A 15,804-nucleotide genomic window follows, 5' to 3' on the forward strand; every position below is an offset into this window, starting at 1 on the left:
TCAGAACACCGGAGTCTTGAGCTTGGCGAGGCGCTCGGCGCCGCCGGCCTTGGCGAGATACTCGGCCTCGCTGCAGGCGACGAATTCGGCGACGTACTGCTGCCAGCCGTTGTCGTCGGCAGCCGAGGCGTTGTAGCGCTTCAGGTGTTCGAGGTCCCAGCCGTAGTCGGGACCGCTGTAGGTCGGATGCGCGCCGAACGGCGCATGCACCACGCCGCTGACCAGATAGCGCTCGAAGAAATTCAGCTTCGCCGACGCCGCGTCGAGCGCGAAGCGGTCGACCAGCGTCTCGGTGCTGACGTAGCAGCGCTCGGCGGCGCGCGCAAAGAGATGGTCGAACAGCGGATCGTTGGCGCGGTTCAGGGTGTTGCCGAGGCGGTCGGCCTCGTTGACGTGCAGCAGCGCCGCGTCGAGCCGCAGCGCCGGCATCGCCACGTAGACCTCGCCGTCGTCATACGGCGAGCGCACGGTCTTCAGCTGCGGATTGCGCGCCAGCACGTCGCTCGCCAGGCCGCAGCGCGTCGGCAGGAACGACATGCGCATGCCGGCGGCGCGCAGGCCCCACTCGAACATGCCCTCGTCGAGCTCCATGACCTCGATCGCGCCGGCTTCGCGGGCCTTGCGGAAGTAGGGCTCGAGCGGGATCGCGTCCATCGTCACGAAGCCGTAGACCAGCTTCTTCACCTTGCCGGCCGCGCACAGCATGCCGACTTCGGGGCCGCCGTAGGCGACGATCGTCAGATCCTTGAGGCCGGAGCGCAGGATCTCGCGCACCAGTGCCATCGGCTTGCGGCGCGGGCCCCAGCCGCCGATGCCGATCGTCATCCCGGAGCGCAGCTGGCCGACGACGTCGGCCGCGCTCATTTCCTTGTTCAAAGCCATGGTGCGAATCGTCCTTAGCGGAAGCCGACCGAGAAGTCGTGGCCCCAGATCGAGACCTGCTGTGTCTGCGTGGTCTGCCAGACGCCGGGCTCGACGCTGATGCCGCCCCAGCCGTATTCGATCGCGAAATTGCCGGGCGTCATCATGTAGAACGAGGTCATGCGGTCGTTCTCGTGCTCGCCGAGCGTCGCCATCAGCTTGACGCCCTCGGCCTGCAGGCGGTCGTAGGCGCGGCCGACGTCGGTCAGCGCGTTGACCTCGACCATCACGTGCACGCAGCCGGAGGCGCTCGGCATCTCGGCGAGCGCGACGCTGTGGTGGCGGCCGGCGGCGGCGTGCAGGAAGTAGATGCGGATGTCCGGCGCGTCCGCCGCCGGCTTGAAGTTGAAGATGTCGGAAAGCCCGAAGCCGAGCGTGTCGCGGAACAGCGCCAGCGTCGGCTCGAACGGAATCGCCGGCAGCACGGTGTGGCCCATGCCCTGACGCCCGGTCTTGAAGCCCTGCACGCCGATCGGCGAGACGAACGGCGTCCAGCCGCCGGTGTAGCCGTAGACCAGCTCGTGGCGATTGCCGGCCGGATCATTGAACGTGGCGATCGCGCTCATCTTGCGCGCCGCCGCGTCCGCCGCGCTGCCGAGCGCGACGGCGACGCCGGCCTGCTGCAGCGCGGCGACGGTGGCGTCGAACGCGGCGCGGTCGGGGACTTCCCAGCCCGACGCCAGATAGCGGTCGGACGCGCCACGCACGGCGATGATGCGGAAGTCGCGGCCGTCCATCTTCAGGCCGACGCCGCCGTCGGCCGGCACCGATTGCATGCCGAGCATGCGCTCGCCGAAGGCCTGCCACTGCGAAGGATCCGTCGTCTCGGCGACGATGTAGGCCAGCGCCTCGATATTGAGCATGGGAGAGTCCGCCATCGTTCTTGTCGTGATGGCGGAAATTATCGAGAGCCGCCTGCGCAGGAGCTTCACCCAATTAGACGAGTCAAACCCGCGTCGGCAAAGGCTCTTTTGCCGGGACGCGCGCTCATCCCATCGGACGAAGCTCGGCGCCGCGCGATCGAAATAATGCGAACGTCCCGCGCCGCGCGCGCCTGCATCGTTCCTCGTCCATGTCCACGTCCACCCCCTCGTCTGCCGCATCCGACGGCACGCTGCCGATCGAAGCACCGCTGTGCGTCGACTCCGACGCGGCGCTGCACTGGGAATGGCGCTGCGACGTGCTGGTCGTCGGCTACGGCGCGGCCGGCGCCGCGAGCGCGATCGCCGCGCGCGAGGCCGGCGCCAGCACGCTGATCGTCGAGCGCTTCGACGGCGGCGGCGCGACCGCACGCAGCGGCGGCATCGTTTATGCCGGCGGCGGCACCGCGCAGCAACGCCGCGCCGGCTACGCCGACACGCCGGCGGCGATGTTCCGCTACCTGCAGATGGAATGCGGCTCGCACGGCGGCAACGGCGCCGTCAGCGACGCCACGCTGCAGCGCTTCTGCGACGACAGCCGCGGCCTGATCGAGTGGCTGGAATCGATCGGCGTGCGCTTCGACTCCGATCCGGCGTTCGAGAAGACGCAGCCGAAGACCTCGTATCCGAAGGACGGCATCTACCTCTACTACTCCGGCAACGAGGCGGTGAAGGAATACGCGGCGGTCGCCGAACCGGCGCCGCGCGGCCATCGCGTGCGCGGCAGCTTCCTGTCCGGACGCACGCTGTTCGAGGCGCTGCGCGCCCGCGTCGAGGCGCTCGGCGTGCGCGTGCTGCGCCAGAGCGGCGTGCGCCGCCTGGTCGTCGACCGCCAGGGCGTGGTGCTCGGCGCCGAGCTGTGGCAGCTGCCGCCGGACTCGAAAGCGGCGGCCCGCCACCGCCGCCTGATGCGCCGCGCCGAGCTGCTGCACAACGTCGCGCCGGGCTACGCCGACCGCCTGCGCGCGCAGGCGCTGGCGCTGGAGAACGCCGCCGCGGTCAAGGTCTACGCGCGCGCGCAGCGCGGCGTCGTGCTGTCGACCGGCGGCTTCATCTTCAACCGGCCGATGGTCGCCGCGCACGCGCCGAAGTACGCGATGACGATGCGCCTCGGCGCGACCGGCTGCGACGGCAGCGGCATCCGCCTCGGCCAGTCGGCCGGCGGCGCCGCGGCGCGGCTCGACAAGGTCTCGGCCTGGCGCTTCATCAATCCGCCGAGCGTCTGGCCGCAAGGCATCGCCGTCGACGCGCACGGCCAGCGCTTCTGCAACGAGCAGGTCTACGGCGCCAAGCTCGGCGTGACCATGTGCGAGCACCACGACGGCCGCGCCTGGCTGCTGCTCGACGCCCGCCTGCGCCGGCAGGCGATCCGCGAAGCGCTGTTCGGCGGCCTGTGGGCCTTCCAGAGCATTCCGGCGCTGTTCCTGATGCTGTTCGCGCCGCGCGCACGCTCGGTCGAGGCACTGGCGGCGAAGATCGGCCTGCCGGCCGGCGCGCTGCGGCAGAGCGTCGAGCAGTACAACGACGGCGCGCGCCGCAAGCAGGACGCGCTCGGCAAGCAGGCCGGCTATCTCGCCGAGCTGGCGCGGCCGCCGTACTACGCGCTCGACATCTCGGCCGCCAGCAAGACCTTCCCGTGCCCGGCGATCACGCTCGGCGGCCTGCGCGTCAACGAGGCCAGCGGCGCCGTGCTTGACGCCCAGGGCCGCGACATCGCCGGCCTCTACGCGGCCGGCCGCACGGCGGTCGGCATCGCCTCCAACTACTACGTCAGCGGCCTGTCGCTCGCCGACTGCCTGTGGTCCGGCCGCCGCGCCGGCCAGGCCGCGGCCGCCATCACCCCTTTGCAGGCCGCGGCCTAGACCGCGCCGGCACCAGATCGAAAACCGCAAACGCAACGAGGAGCAGCAGCATGGGCAGTCGGGTACAGGGCAAGGTCGCGGTCATCACGGGTGCCGCCAGCGGCGTCGGCAAGGAAGACGCGCTGCTGCTCGCCCGTGAAGGCGCGCGCGTGGTGCTGACCGACGTCAACGAGGAAGCCGGCCAGGCGGTCGCCCGGCAGATCGGCGACGCCGCGCTCTTCATCAAGCACGACATCGCCTCCGAGGACGGCTGGAAGCAGGTGATCGCCAAGACCGAGGAAGCCTTCGGCGGCATCGACGTGCTCGTCAACAACGCCGCGATCCTCGCCTACGGCACCATCGAGACGACCACGCTGGAGCTGTGGCAGAAGATCCAGCGCGTCAATTCCGACGGCTACTTCCTCGGCTGCAAGTACGCGGTCGAGGCGATGAAGAAGCGCCCGAACGGCTCGATCATCAACATGTCGTCGATCTCCGGGATCGGCGGCGTGTCCTCGTTCTGCGCCTACAGCGCGTCGAAGGCCGCGGTCGCCGGCCTGACGCGCACGGTCGCCGCGCACTGCCGCGCGCAGCTCTACAAGATCCGCTGCAACTCGATCCATCCGGACGGCATCGCCACGCCGATGGTCATGAACCTGCACGCCGACAAGAGCGCGCCGACCGCGTACATCCGCGAGAAGGACCCGAAGCAGCTGCAGGCGCGCTTCTGCCAGCCGCAGGACATCGCCAACCTGGTGCTGTTCCTGGCCAGCGACGAGTCGCGCTTCATCAACGGCGCCGAGATGCGCATCGACAACGGCTACGCGATGTGGGCGGATTAGGCCCGCACGCGAACGCTCCGATCAGCCCGGCGCGTCCGGCGACGCGACGGCGCACGGGGCCGTCGTGCGCCGGACGCGGCCGGGCTCCCTCCTGCCGCTGACCGCACCACCATGACCGAAACCTCGCCCCAGGCCTTCGCCGCCGCCGTCGCCCGCCACGGCGCGCGCACCGCCGTCGTCGCCGAGAACGGCGCCCGCCTCAGCTACGCGCAGCTCGACGCGCTGCGCCGCCGCGCCGCCGCGGCGCTGATCGCGCTCGGCGTGCGCCACGGCGACCGCGTCGCGATCTGGTGTCCGAACAACGTCGAGTGGATCGTCGCTGGCCTGGCGATCCACAGCGTCGGCGCGGCGCTGGTGCCGCTGAACACGCGCATGCGCGGCCACGAGGCGGCGTACATCCTCGAAAAGAGCGGCGCGCGCCTGCTGTTCTCGGTCGGCCGCTTCCTCAACCAGCACTACCCGACGATGCTCGGCGAACAGCGGCCGGCGACGCTGGCGCAGATCGTCGTCATCGAGAACGCCGAGGCCGGCGATCTCGACTGGGACGGCTTCCTCGCGCGCGGCGCCGGCGTCGCCGACGCCGAGGTCGCGACGCGCGCCGCGGCGGTGCGGCCCGGCGACTGCATGGACGTGCTGTTCACCTCCGGCACCACCGGTCTGCCGAAGGGCGTCGTCACCACGCATGCGCAGAACCTGCGCGTGATCGCGGCCTGGTCGCGCGCCGTCGGCCTGAACCCGGACGACCGCTATCTGATCGTCAATCCGTTCTTCCATTCGTTCGGCTACAAGGTCGGCTGGCTCGGCGGCCTGCTCGCCGGTCTCACCGTGCTGCCGCACGCGGTGTTCGACGCGCGCGCGATCCTGACGCGCATCGAGCGCGAGCGCGTCTCGGTGCTGCCGGGCCCGCCGACGCTGTTCATCAGCCTGCTCGGCGATCCGCAGCGCGCGACGACCGATCTGTCCTCGCTGCGCGCGACAATCACCGGCGCCGCGGCGATCGCGCCGAGCCTGATCGAGCGCATCCGCGCCGAGCTCGGCTTCAAGGTGGTGCTGACCGGCTACGGCCTCACCGAGACCTGCGGCGTGGTCAGCCTCTGCGCGGCCGGCGACGACGCCGAGACCATCGCGCTGACCTCCGGCAAGGCGATCGAGGGCATCGAGCTGCGCTGCATCGACGCCGACGGCCGCGCGCTCGGCCCCGGCGAATCCGGCGAGATCGTGGTGCGCGGCTACAACGTCATGCAGGGCTATCTCGACGATCCGGCGGCGACCGCCGAGGCGATCGACGCCGACGGCTGGCTGCATACCGGCGACGTCGGCCATCTCGACGCGCGCGGCTATCTGCGCATCACCGACCGCCTCAAGGACATGTATATCAGCGGCGGTTTCAACTGCTATCCGGCCGAGATCGAGCGCATGCTCGTCGCCCATCCGGCGATCGCGCAGGCGGCGGTGATCGGCGTGCCGGACGAGCGCCTCGGCGAAGTCGGCAAGGCCTACGTGGTGCTGCGCCCCGGCCAGACGCTCGACGCGCCGGCGCTGATCGCCTGGTGCCGCGAGCAGATGGCCAACTACAAGGTGCCGCGCAGCGTTGCCGTCGTCGATGCGCTGCCGACCAACGCCGGCGGCAAGGTCATGAAGTTCCAGCTGCGTCAGCAGGCCTGAGGCCGTCGCCTCAGGCGCTGGCGCCGGCCGCCGGGCCGCCGTCGGCGCGGCGTTGCGTGTCGCGGTCGACGAGCGCGCGCAGCGCCTCGAACAGCGGATGCGCCGCCATGTACTTGCGGCCGTAGCCGAGGTTGAACGCGTAATCGAAATCCGGCGGGTTGCGGCCCTGGTTGTGCTGGATCAGCGTCTCCAGCTTGTCGAGCCCCTTCACCAGCCGCGCCTCGGGCGTGCGCGCGTGCTCGTAGTCGTCCCACAGCGCGAGGAACTCGGCGCGCAGCCCGGCGTCCAGCGGCGCCAGCAGCGTTTCCAGGTCGGCGCGTTCGCGCGCCGACTTGTCGTGTGCCGGCGTCTGCGCGACGGCCGGGATGTCGCCGCCGATCGCCTCGCCGAGATCGTGCACGACGCAAAGCTTGAGCAGGCGCGCGACGTCGACCGCGCCGAACTCGCGCTCGAAGACCATCGCCATCAGGCACAGCCGCCAGGTGTGCTCGGCCGTGCTCTCGCGGCGACCGCCCGAGGTGTGCGCGCTGCGCAGCGTGTCCTTGAGCCGCTCGGCGCGCTGGATGAACGCGAGGCCGCCGCGCAAACGCTCGGCGGATGGCTCGGCGCCCGGCGGTGGCAGGGGGCTGCAATCGGATGGCGTCATCGCGGGTTTTTGCATCATGGGCGGAGCAGTGTAGGGCGCGGCCCGACTGCCGGCATCGGGAATTTCCCGACGCGCTCAGAGCAGACCCCGCCGCCGCATTGATCCGCGGCAAACCGTCGCGCGGCGGCGCGGCCGATACTCACCCCGTCTTTTCCGGAGCGAGCGATGAATGCTTCACCCAACACCGTCACGACGCCGCTGCGGCGCCCCGCCCAAGCGATCGCGCCGCTGATCGCCTGGGGTCCGGAGCTGAGCGTCGGCATCGACGAGATCGACGCCCAGCACAAGCTGCTGATCGACCTGCTGAACAAGCTGCACGTCGCGATCCTCCAGCAGCACGGCCGCGCCGAATCGATGAACGTGCTGCGCGATCTGATCGACTACACGCGCATCCACTTCGCCGTCGAGGAAAGCCTGATGCGCCTGCTGAACTATCCGGACTACGAAGCGCACAAGGCCAGCCACGAGCAGTTGCTCGAACAGGTGCTCGACCTGCAGCACCGCCTGATCGACGAAGGCCAGGGCATCACCTTCGAGCTGCTGCACTTCCTCAAGCGCTGGCTGTCCGTGCACATCATGGAAACCGACCGCCGCTACACGCCGTGCTTCGTGCAGCACGGCGTGCAGACGCGCTACGAGAAGCCTTCGCTGCTGCGCCGGCTCTGGTCGCGCGGCCACGCCCCGCGCTGAGCGCGACGCCTACTGGGCGACCAGCTCGACGCGGCGGTTGCGGGCGCGTCCGTCCGCGTCGCCGTTGCCGGCGACCGGCGCGTACGCGGCCAGCCCCTTCGCCGCCAGGCGCGGAGCGGCGATGCCGCGCGCGAGCAGCGCGGCGACCACGGCCTCGGCGCGCTGCTGCGAGAGCTGCAGGTTGTGCGCCAGCGTGCCGCTGTTGTCGGTGTGGCCGACGACGTAGACCTTCATCTGCGGCGACGCCTTGAGGAATTTCTCGATCTCGGCGAGCGTCGCCTGCGAGGATGCATCGAGGCGGGCGCTGTCGTTGGCGAAGCGCAGGCCGTAGAGCGCGATGTGGCCCTGCTGCGCGATGCCCTGGCCGATCGCCCGCGCGTCGACGCTGACCTGCTGCGCGTCCATCGCCCGCGCCTCGACGGTCTGCAGCAGGATGCCGGCGCGGCGCCGCTCGTCCTGGCTGACCAGCAGCGAGACGTCGACGCGGCCGCCGGCGCGGTCGAGGCGGGCGCTCAGCGCCAGCACGTTGCCGTTGGCCGCGTAGAGCAGATCGTCCATCGCCGCATTGTCGCCCCGCATCGCGGCGGTGGCCGGCACCGCCAGCGCCCGCGAGAACTTGAAGCCGCCGCAGCGCTCGGCGAGGCATTCGAAGCGGATCTGGAAGCCGGCGCCGCGCAGCGCCTGCTCGAAGTTGCGCAGCACTTCCAGCGCCGACTTGCCGTCGGGCGCGGCGTAGGCGATGCGCGTCAGGCGCCCCTCGACGCTTTCGCTGGCGGCGAAATGCTCGGCGCGCGCCTCGTCGTAGGCGCCGAGCGGCACGACCAGGCTCGCGTAGTCCTGCTGCTGGTAGCCGATCAGCACCGAGCCCTGGAAGCGCGACACGATCGGACTGTCGCGCCCGCCCGGCACGTCGCGCACGGGCACGTCGGCAGCGACGGCGAGGACGGCCCAGCAGGCAGCGAAGACGAAGGCGCACAGGCGACGAAGCATGGGGTTCACACAGGGCAGGAAATGATCGGTGCCGCGGACGCCGCGCCGGCCGCCCGCAATGACCGGCGCAGCATAGCGGCCGCGCGTGACCGCCCGTGTAACGCCGTGCAACGCGCCCTTCGCACGTTCGGATGAGGCTCGGCCGCCGGCGTTTCGGCAGGCTGCGGCTTCGCTGCCGAGCGCAGCACCCGCACCAGAGGAGAACGAACATGGGCAAACCGCTGCAGGGCGTCGTCGCCGTCGTCACCGGCAGTTCGCGCGGCGCCGGCAAGGGCATCGCGCTGGCGCTCGGCGCCGAAGGCGCGACCGTCTACGTCACCGGTCGCTCGCAGCACGAGGGCGACGCGGCGCTGCCGGGCACGATCGGCGGCACCGCCGCCGAGGTCAGCCGCGCCGGCGGCCACGGCATGGCTGTCGCCTGCGACCACAGCCGCGACGCCGACGTCCGCGCGCTGTTCGAGCGCGTGCGCAGCGAGCAGGGCAAGCTCGACATCCTCGTCAACAACGCGACCTTCCTGCACGACCAGCTGATCGAGAAAGGCGGGTTCTGGACCAAGCCGCTCGACCTCGTCGACATCCTCGACGTCGGCCTGCGCTCGGCCTACGTCGCCAGCTGGTACGCCGCGCCGCTGATGGTCGCGCAGAAGAATGGCCTGATCGCCTTCACGTCCTCGTTCGGCGCCAGCTGCTACATGCACGGCCCGGCCTACGGCGCGCAGAAGGTCGGCGTCGACAAGTTCGCCAAGGACATGGCGGTCGACCTCAAGCCGTACAACGTCGCCGCCGCGTCGATCTGGATGGGCATGCTGCGCACCGACCGCACGCGGCGTGTGATGGACGCCGATCCGCAGAAGTACGCGGGCTTCTGGGACATCGCCGAGACGCCGGAATTCACCGGCCACGTCATCGGCGCGCTGTACCGCGATCCGAAGCGCGCCGAGAAATCCGGCCAGGTGCTGATCGGCGCCGAGCTGGCGCTGGAGTACGGCATCAGCGACGAAGGCCGCCAGCCACCGTCGCACCGGCCGATGCTCGGCGGGCCGCAGCAGGCGCATCCGGCGATCGTCGAATAGCACGCGCGCCGCAGCACGCCGGCCGGTGGCGCAGCGCGGCGGCGCGCGCGGCGTTCAGGCCGCCGCCAGCGTCGGCACGAAGCCGCCGCGCCGCACGAAGCTGTGCACGTCCATGCCCTGCTCGACCAGCGGCGCCACGGCCGCGGCGAAGCGCGCGCCCTCGCCGAGGTCGAGATGGCGGCGCAGCGCCTCGCTCGACTGCCAGTTCGAGTAAAGGAACCACAGCGCCGGATCGTCGGTGGACTGGTGGACGGCGAAGTCGACACAGCCCGGCTCGGTGCCGGCTACGGCGGCGAGTTCGGTCAGCAGGCGGCCGAGCAGCGCGCCGCGCGCCGGCTTGGCCACCACGAAAGCGAGGTGGGTCACGGTCATGGGAAACTCCGTCGAGGGCATACAACCGAAGGTGCCGCACCGCGCGACAGCGAGTACGACGGTTGCCATGCTAGGCGGCGCGGCGCGCGCGGCGAATACCCGGCCCTGCCGCATCCTTGCTCATTCCTGCAAAGCGCCCGGCGAATGAGCACGCGGGCGCCGAGCACGCGCACTTTCAGTCGGTGCGCCGGGCGAGCAGATCGAACTCGATCGCCAGAACGTCCTGCACCGTCAGCGCGCCGCCGAGGATCGAGAACGGCGCGATGCCGAAGTCGCTCTGGCGGATCGCCAGGCTGCCGCGCGCGCGCAACTGGCGCTCGTCGCGCTCGACGCGCAGCGGCACGGTCTGCGTGCGGCGCACGCCGTGCAGCGAGATCGCCACGTCGGCGACCAGCACCGGCCAGTCGCCATGCACGGCGAGCGAGCGGATCACGACCTGCGGATAGCGCGCCGCGTCGAGGCTCTTGAGCAGATTGCCGCGCGTGCCGTCGATGTCCTGCGCCGAGCGCGCCGACGCAAAGCTGCCGCCGGTCGCGGCGCGTTGCGCGGCATCGTCGATGCGCAGCGCGTCGAGCGAGAAGCGCAGCGCGAACTGCGCGGCGCCCGCCGCGGCGTCCGGCACGCGCACCACGCCTTCGAGCTGCGGCGCAGCCAGCACATGGTTGTGGCCGAAGCGCGCGGCGCGGCCGCCGCGGAACGCGTAGATCGCGACCTCGGAGGCGTCGGCATCGATGCGGTACAGCGCCGCGCCGTCGGCCGCCGGCGGCGCATAGGTTTCGGCGGCGCCCGGCGCCTCTGCCGGCTGCGGTGCCGGCGCGGCGCAGGCCGCCAGCAGCAGGGCGGCGCCGGCCAGCAGTGCCGGCGTGCGGCGGAACGGCGACGCGGGACGGCTCATCGCGAGGGCCTGAACACGTAGAGCGACAGACACAGCGCCGCGCCGAGCCCGTAGAGCAGCCAGGTGCGGTCGACGAAGTACGGATAGACGAGCAGCGCGACGCCGATCGTGATCGGCTCCCAGGCCATCAGCCGGCGCCCGTAACGGATCGCCGCCAGCCCGATCAGGCTGAACAGGATCATCGCGAACAGGGCGGCGGGCGTGGGCATGGTGGCGCGGGCAAGGCGGCGGGTCGCGGCCATCATCGCACAGGCAAAAAAAAGCCCGCCAGTGGCGGGCCGGAGTTGGGCAAGCGGATCTCACCAGCGCACGATGCCGGTCACGCCGAAGGTGCGCGGATCGTTGAAGTTGGCGACCGTGAGGCTGCTGAAGCCGGGACCGAAGTCGATGAAGTTGGTCGGCGCATCCTCGTCGGTGAGGTTGCGGCACCACAGCGCCAGCTCGCCGCTGGCGCTGTCGCCGAGCTTCACGCCGCCGAGCGACACGCGCAGGTTGAGCAGGCTCGTCGCCGGCACTTCCGAATCGCCGGCGACCTGCTTGCTCGGGTCGGTCGGCCGCAGCTGGTAGGCGTAGGTGTAGAACGCGCCGGTGTACGAGTAGTCGAGCAGTGCGCGCAGCTCGCCGAGCTGCAGGCGCGCCAGACGCAGGTCGAGATAGACGTTCGCCGAGTGCTTCGGGGCATGCACGAAGGCGCGGTTGTCGGCGACGTCCTGGCCGGCGTCGATGAACTCGTCGTACTCCGGATGCAGGTACGCGTAGTTGAAGCCGAGCCGCGAGCCCGACCATAGCGCGACCTGGCCTTCGAGTTCGGCGCCGTAGATCGTCGCCTTGCCGGCGTTGCGCACGCTCGACGCCGCTGCGCCGGAGCCGAGGAAGATCGACTCCTGCAGATCGCGCGCCTTGTTGTAGTAGACGGCGGCGTTGAGCACGACACGGCGATCCAGCCACATCGTCTTGGTGCCGAGCTCGAACGAGCGCTGCTTCTCCGGCTTGAACGGCGTCTTGGTTTCGCGCACGTTCTCGTCCGGGTCGGTGGCGTACGGATTGCTGTACTCGCCGTTGAAGCCGCCGCTCTTGAAGCCTTCGGCGTAGCGGAAGTACGCGTTCAGGTCCTGCGTGAACTGCCAGGCGACGCTCGCCATCGGCGTGGTCGCGTCGAAGGTCTTGGACGCGTTCGTCCCTTCCGGAATCAGGTAGACGTCGGGCGTGCCGAGGATGCCGAACGCGCGCGACAGTTCCTTCTTCTCGCTCGTGTAGCGCACGCCGGCGGTCAGCGTCAGCGGCTCGACCGGCTTGTAGTCGATCTGGCCGTAAGCCGAATACGCATGCGTCTTGGTGCTGTAGCGCGAATCGTAGTTGGCGGCGTGGCCGAAGAAGTGCTGCGGATTGTCGGTCTTGCCGTCGTCGCCGAAGTAGTAGAGGCCGGCGACCCAGTTGATGCGGTCGCTGTTGCCGAGCCACTGCAGATCCTGCGAGAACTGGTGGTAGTCGGTGAAGCGCTGCGTGAAGGCGACGTCGTATGGCGAGCCGTCGAGATCGAGCGAGTCATCCCAGTCCATGGTGCGATAGCCGCTGATCGACTTGAGCTGGTTGTGCTCGTCGAGATCCCAGCTCAGCGTGAAGGCATGACCCATGATGCGCGCCTTCTCGAACATCGGCGCGTTGAGGTCCGCGTGCTCGAGGCGCTCGCGCGAGGCGTACGACGGAACGCTCTCGAAGTAGCCGCCCGGCGCGAACGGATTGTCCGGATACCCCGGCGGGCTCGGGTTCGCGTTGATGGCGTACAGCTGGTCCCAGTTCGGCGTCTGGTCGACGATGCTGCGGTCGAAACGGTACTGGCCGAGCAGCCCGGGCGCGAGATCCATGTCGACCGCCAGGCGCAGGCCGTTGCCGTTGCGGTCGTTGAGCTCGTCGGTCGAGCTGTCGTTGCTGGTGTGGACCCAGCCGGCACGCTGCTCCTGGCGGGCGGCGAGCGTGACGCTGAAGATGCCCATCTTCGGCAGGTCGACCGAGGCCTTCGTCGTCACCGCGTCGTAATTGCCGATCTCCAGGCTCGCCGTGCCGCCGAACTCGCCGGACGGACGCCGCGTCACCAGATTGATCGCACCGGCCAGCGTGTTGCGCCCGTACAAGGTGCCCTGCGGGCCGCGCAGCACTTCGACGCGTTCGAGATCGACGACGTCGAACACCGAACCCTGGGCCTTGCCGATGTAGACGCCGTCGACGTAGATGCCGACCGCCGGATCCCAGTAGATCGCCGGATTGATCTGCGACAGGCCGCGGATCGTGATCTGCGAGATCGTCGAGTTCGACGCGGTCTTGCTGATCTGCAGGCCCGGCGCGAGCGCCGACAGGTCGGTGACGTTCTGGATGCCGCGATCCTGGATCTGCTCGGCGCCGAGCGCGGTCACCGCGAGCGGCACTTCCTGCAGCTTCTCCTCGCGGCGCTGCGCGGTGACGACGATCTCGGCGATCTTGCCGTCGTCGGCGGCCGGCGCCGGATTCGCGGGGGATGGTGGAGGTGGGGCGGCCGTCTGCTGGGCCGGGCTTGAGAGGGTGACGAACAGCGGCAGCAGGGCCGCCGCAGCGCCGAGACGGCGCGGTCGATCGATACGGACCATGACTCTCCTCGTGTGTGTCGTCGGCGCCAGCTGCGGACACTCCTGTCCACTGGCACCACCGCGCGCCGTTCGTTGCGGCAGCGCTGGCCGACGTATCGTCGACGCAACGCGCGGTCGCGGCCTTCGTCCGTAAGGGTTAGACCTCGCGCCGCGCTCGCACGTTCGGACGAGGATGCGCGCCGCCCGGCGATGACACGATGCCGCATCGCGCCGCGTCGCGGCGCCGGCTGGAGTCGGCTTGCGCATGACGCTTACCGGACGCGTCGTCCTGATCACCGGCGCTTCGCGCGGCATCGGCCGTGCGATCGCCTTTCGGCTCGCCGCGCATGGCGCGGCCATCGTCGCCAGCAGCAGCGCACGTTCCACCGACGGCCTCGCCGAAACCGTCGCAGCGATCGTCGCCGCCGGCGGCCGCGCCGAGGCGTTGTGCTGCGATCTCGCCAGCTCCGGCGAGCGCGACGGACTCGTGGCGCGCGCGTCGGCTGCGTTCGGGCCGATCGACATCCTCGTCAACAATGCCGCGGCGATTCCGGCCTACGCGCCGCCGAGCCGCATCGATCTCGCCGCGCGCCTCGCCGGTTTCGCCGTCAACTTCGACGCGCCGGTCGACCTGATCCAGCAGGCGCTGCCGGCGATGCGCGAGCGCCGCTGGGGGCGCATCGTCAACCTCAGCAGCGAGATGGCACGGCAGCCGCCGATCCCGTATCCCGGGCCCGCGAGGCTCGTGCATGCGCTGACGCTGTACGGCGCCAGCAAGGCGGCGCTGGAGCGCTACACGCTCGGGCTGGCCGCCGAGCTGCACGGCAGCGGCGTGCACGTCAACGCCCTGGCGCCGTACAAGATCGCCCTCACCTCGGGCGCGACGGACACCGCGCGCCAGCTCGGCGCGCAGCATCCGGACTGGCTCGAAGCGCCGGAGCTGATGGCCGAAGCCGCCTATCAATTGATCAGCAGCCCGCTCACCGGGCTCTGCATCTGCAGCCGCGCGCTGCTGCAGATGCTGCAGGCGCCGCTGCACGCGCTCGACGGCCGCACCGTGATCGGCGACGCCGGCACGCTCGCCGCCGTGCCGTCCTGAACGCACCGCCGCCGATCGCGAATACACCCACATCACACGAGGAGAAACGCATGTCCCGCCTGAGAAACAAGGTCGCCATCATCACCGGCGGCGCGCGCGGCATGGGCGCCGCGACCGCGCGCCTGTTCGCCGCCGAGGGCGCGAAGCTCGTCATCAGCGACGTGCTCGACGACGACGGCGCGCGGCTCGCCGCCGAGCTCGGCGAGCGCGCGCTGTTCGTCCATCACGACGTCAGCGACGAGAACGCCTGGTACGGCGTGCTCGAACGCGCGGTGGCGGCTTTCGGCGGCGTCGACGTGCTCATCAACAACGCCGGCGTGCTGCTGTTCCGCACCATCGCCGAAACCTCGAAGGCCGACTTCGAGCGCGTGATCGACATCAACCTGGTCGGCAGCTTTCTCGGCGTGAAGATCGTCGGCCAGCACATGGTCGGCCGCCGCCACGGCAGCATCGTCAACATCTCCTCGGTCGACGGCATGAAGGGCGCGAACGGCCTCGGCGCGTACGCGTCGAGCAAGTGGGGCATCCGCGGCCTGACGCGCGTCGCGGCGATGGAGTACGGGCACAAGGGCGTGCGCGTGAACTCGGTGCATCCCGGCGGCATCGACACGGCGATGGGCAATCCGTACGCGGAGGCGCGCGCCGAGGTCAACAAGCGCTACGCGATGGTGCCGCTGCAGCGCGTCGGCGAGCCCGACGAAGTGGCGCGCACCTCACTGTTCCTGGCCAGCGACGAATCCTCGTATCTGTGCGGCGCCGAGATCGCCGTCGACGGCGGCATGCTGACCGGCCAGTACTACGTCGGCTTTCCCGGCGCCCCCGGCGTGTGACGGCGATGGACCTTCGCGAAATCGGCGATCGCCTGGCGATCGAGGATCTGCTGGTGCGCTACTGCTACGCGCTCGACCGCCAGGACTGGCCGGCGTTCGAGCGCCTGTTCACCGCCGACGCGCGCCTCGACTTCACCGCCTTCGGCGGTCCCCGCGGCGATCCGGCCACGCTGCGCGCGTTCCTCGAACCGATCCTGCGCGGCCTGCACGGCGCCCAGCACGCGATCTCGACGCTGTGGATCACGCTCGACGGCGACCGCGCGCGCGTGCAGACCGCCGCGCAGGTCGCGCTGACCGCGCGCAGCGCCGACGGCCGCCTGCAGACCACCTTCAGCGGCCTCTGGTACCACGACAGGCTGCTGCGCGGCGCCGACGGCTGGCGCATCCGCGAACGCGTGCAGCAGAAGAGCTGGATGTCGT

At 70.5% G+C, this 15,804-nt stretch carries 15 protein-coding genes and 1 pseudogene; 8 read left to right on the forward strand and 8 right to left on the reverse strand.

From position 1 onward, the window contains the following. Both H149_RS0111750 and H149_RS0111755 read right to left on the reverse strand, forming a co-directional pair. A complete protein-coding gene (locus H149_RS0111750) occupies positions 1–876 on the reverse strand; it encodes a CoA transferase subunit A (protein ID WP_026353109.1) in 876 nt (291 codons plus the stop codon). 20 nt (positions 877–896) lie between these two features. Then, positions 897–1,784, reverse strand: coding sequence for a VOC family protein (locus H149_RS0111755; RefSeq protein WP_020649956.1), 888 nt, complete (start codon positions 1,782–1,784; stop codon positions 897–899). 209 nt (positions 1,785–1,993) lie between these two features. Here H149_RS0111755 and H149_RS0111760 point away from each other — a divergent pair, with 209 nt between their 5' ends. The 3 genes from H149_RS0111760 to H149_RS0111770 all read left to right on the forward strand — a co-directional run bounded on the left by H149_RS0111760 (position 1,994) and on the right by H149_RS0111770 (position 6,189). Then, positions 1,994–3,703, forward strand: coding sequence for an FAD-binding protein (locus tag H149_RS0111760; RefSeq protein ID WP_020649957.1), 1,710 nt, complete (start codon positions 1,994–1,996; stop codon positions 3,701–3,703). A 50-nt stretch (positions 3,704–3,753) separates the two neighbouring features. Continuing rightward, positions 3,754–4,524 (forward strand): SDR family oxidoreductase, encoded by a 771-nt coding sequence (locus tag H149_RS0111765; RefSeq protein ID WP_020649958.1) that lies wholly within the window; start codon positions 3,754–3,756, stop codon positions 4,522–4,524. 111 nt (positions 4,525–4,635) lie between these two features. Then, entirely contained in the window at positions 4,636–6,189 is a 1,554-nt protein-coding gene (locus tag H149_RS0111770; protein WP_020649959.1) for a FadD3 family acyl-CoA ligase, read from the forward strand. A 10-nt stretch (positions 6,190–6,199) separates the two neighbouring features. Here H149_RS0111770 and H149_RS0111775 read toward each other — a convergent pair whose 3' ends face one another. Continuing rightward, positions 6,200–6,835, reverse strand: coding sequence for an HD domain-containing protein (locus H149_RS0111775; protein ID WP_083930944.1), 636 nt, complete (start codon positions 6,833–6,835; stop codon positions 6,200–6,202). A gap of 165 nt (positions 6,836–7,000) precedes the next feature. On the opposite strand from H149_RS0111775, the gene H149_RS0111780 reads away from it, so the two are divergent. After that, positions 7,001–7,525 (forward strand): bacteriohemerythrin, encoded by a 525-nt coding sequence (locus H149_RS0111780; RefSeq protein WP_020649961.1) that lies wholly within the window; start codon positions 7,001–7,003, stop codon positions 7,523–7,525. A 9-nt stretch (positions 7,526–7,534) separates the two neighbouring features. Here the strand turns inward: H149_RS0111780 and H149_RS0111785 are convergent, their stop codons facing one another. Continuing rightward, positions 7,535–8,515: an OmpA family protein gene (locus H149_RS0111785; RefSeq protein WP_020649962.1), complete on the reverse strand. Its 981-nt coding sequence runs from the start codon at positions 8,513–8,515 to the stop codon at positions 7,535–7,537. Positions 8,516–8,724: 209 nt separating this feature from the next. On the opposite strand from H149_RS0111785, the gene H149_RS0111790 reads away from it, so the two are divergent. Then, positions 8,725–9,588, forward strand: coding sequence for an SDR family NAD(P)-dependent oxidoreductase (locus H149_RS0111790; RefSeq protein ID WP_020649963.1), 864 nt, complete (start codon positions 8,725–8,727; stop codon positions 9,586–9,588). A gap of 54 nt (positions 9,589–9,642) precedes the next feature. On the opposite strand, the gene H149_RS22215 is transcribed toward H149_RS0111790, so the two are convergent. From H149_RS22215 to H149_RS0111810, 4 genes are all read right to left on the reverse strand, one after another. Next, positions 9,643–9,960, reverse strand: a complete 318-nt coding sequence (locus H149_RS22215; protein WP_020649964.1) for a putative quinol monooxygenase — start codon at positions 9,958–9,960, stop codon at positions 9,643–9,645. Positions 9,961–10,135: 175 nt separating this feature from the next. After that, complete coding sequence (locus H149_RS0111800; protein WP_020649965.1) at positions 10,136–10,855, reverse strand: YceI family protein; 720 nt, start codon at positions 10,853–10,855, stop codon at positions 10,136–10,138. Beyond that, positions 10,852–11,064 carry a hypothetical protein gene (locus H149_RS0111805; protein ID WP_154654763.1) on the reverse strand — a complete coding sequence of 71 codons (213 nt, stop codon included), beginning with the start codon at positions 11,062–11,064 and terminating at the stop codon, positions 10,852–10,854. Before H149_RS0111805 ends, H149_RS0111800 begins: the two co-directional genes overlap by 4 nt. A 90-nt stretch (positions 11,065–11,154) precedes the next feature. Continuing rightward, positions 11,155–13,476 carry a TonB-dependent receptor gene (locus tag H149_RS0111810; protein ID WP_020649967.1) on the reverse strand — a complete coding sequence of 774 codons (2,322 nt, stop codon included), beginning with the start codon at positions 13,474–13,476 and terminating at the stop codon, positions 11,155–11,157. Positions 13,477–13,720: 244 nt separating this feature from the next. Here H149_RS0111810 and H149_RS20765 point away from each other — a divergent pair, with 244 nt between their 5' ends. From H149_RS20765 to H149_RS24390, 3 genes and pseudogenes are all read left to right on the forward strand, one after another. Beyond that, on the forward strand, positions 13,721–14,554 hold the full coding sequence (locus tag H149_RS20765; protein ID WP_020649968.1) for an SDR family NAD(P)-dependent oxidoreductase: 834 nt from the start codon (positions 13,721–13,723) through the stop codon (positions 14,552–14,554). A gap of 50 nt (positions 14,555–14,604) precedes the next feature. Next, positions 14,605–15,384: an SDR family NAD(P)-dependent oxidoreductase gene (locus H149_RS0111820; protein WP_020649969.1), complete on the forward strand. Its 780-nt coding sequence runs from the start codon at positions 14,605–14,607 to the stop codon at positions 15,382–15,384. A 5-nt stretch (positions 15,385–15,389) separates the two neighbouring features. Further along, a pseudogene (locus H149_RS24390) lies at positions 15,390–15,719 on the forward strand (nuclear transport factor 2 family protein); the annotation flags it as partial. Positions 15,720–15,804 lie beyond the last annotated feature (85 nt).

The organism is Solimonas variicoloris DSM 15731 (assembly GCF_000382285.1).
In the GTDB taxonomy this organism is placed as follows: Bacteria; Pseudomonadota; Gammaproteobacteria; order Nevskiales; family Nevskiaceae; genus Solimonas; species Solimonas variicoloris.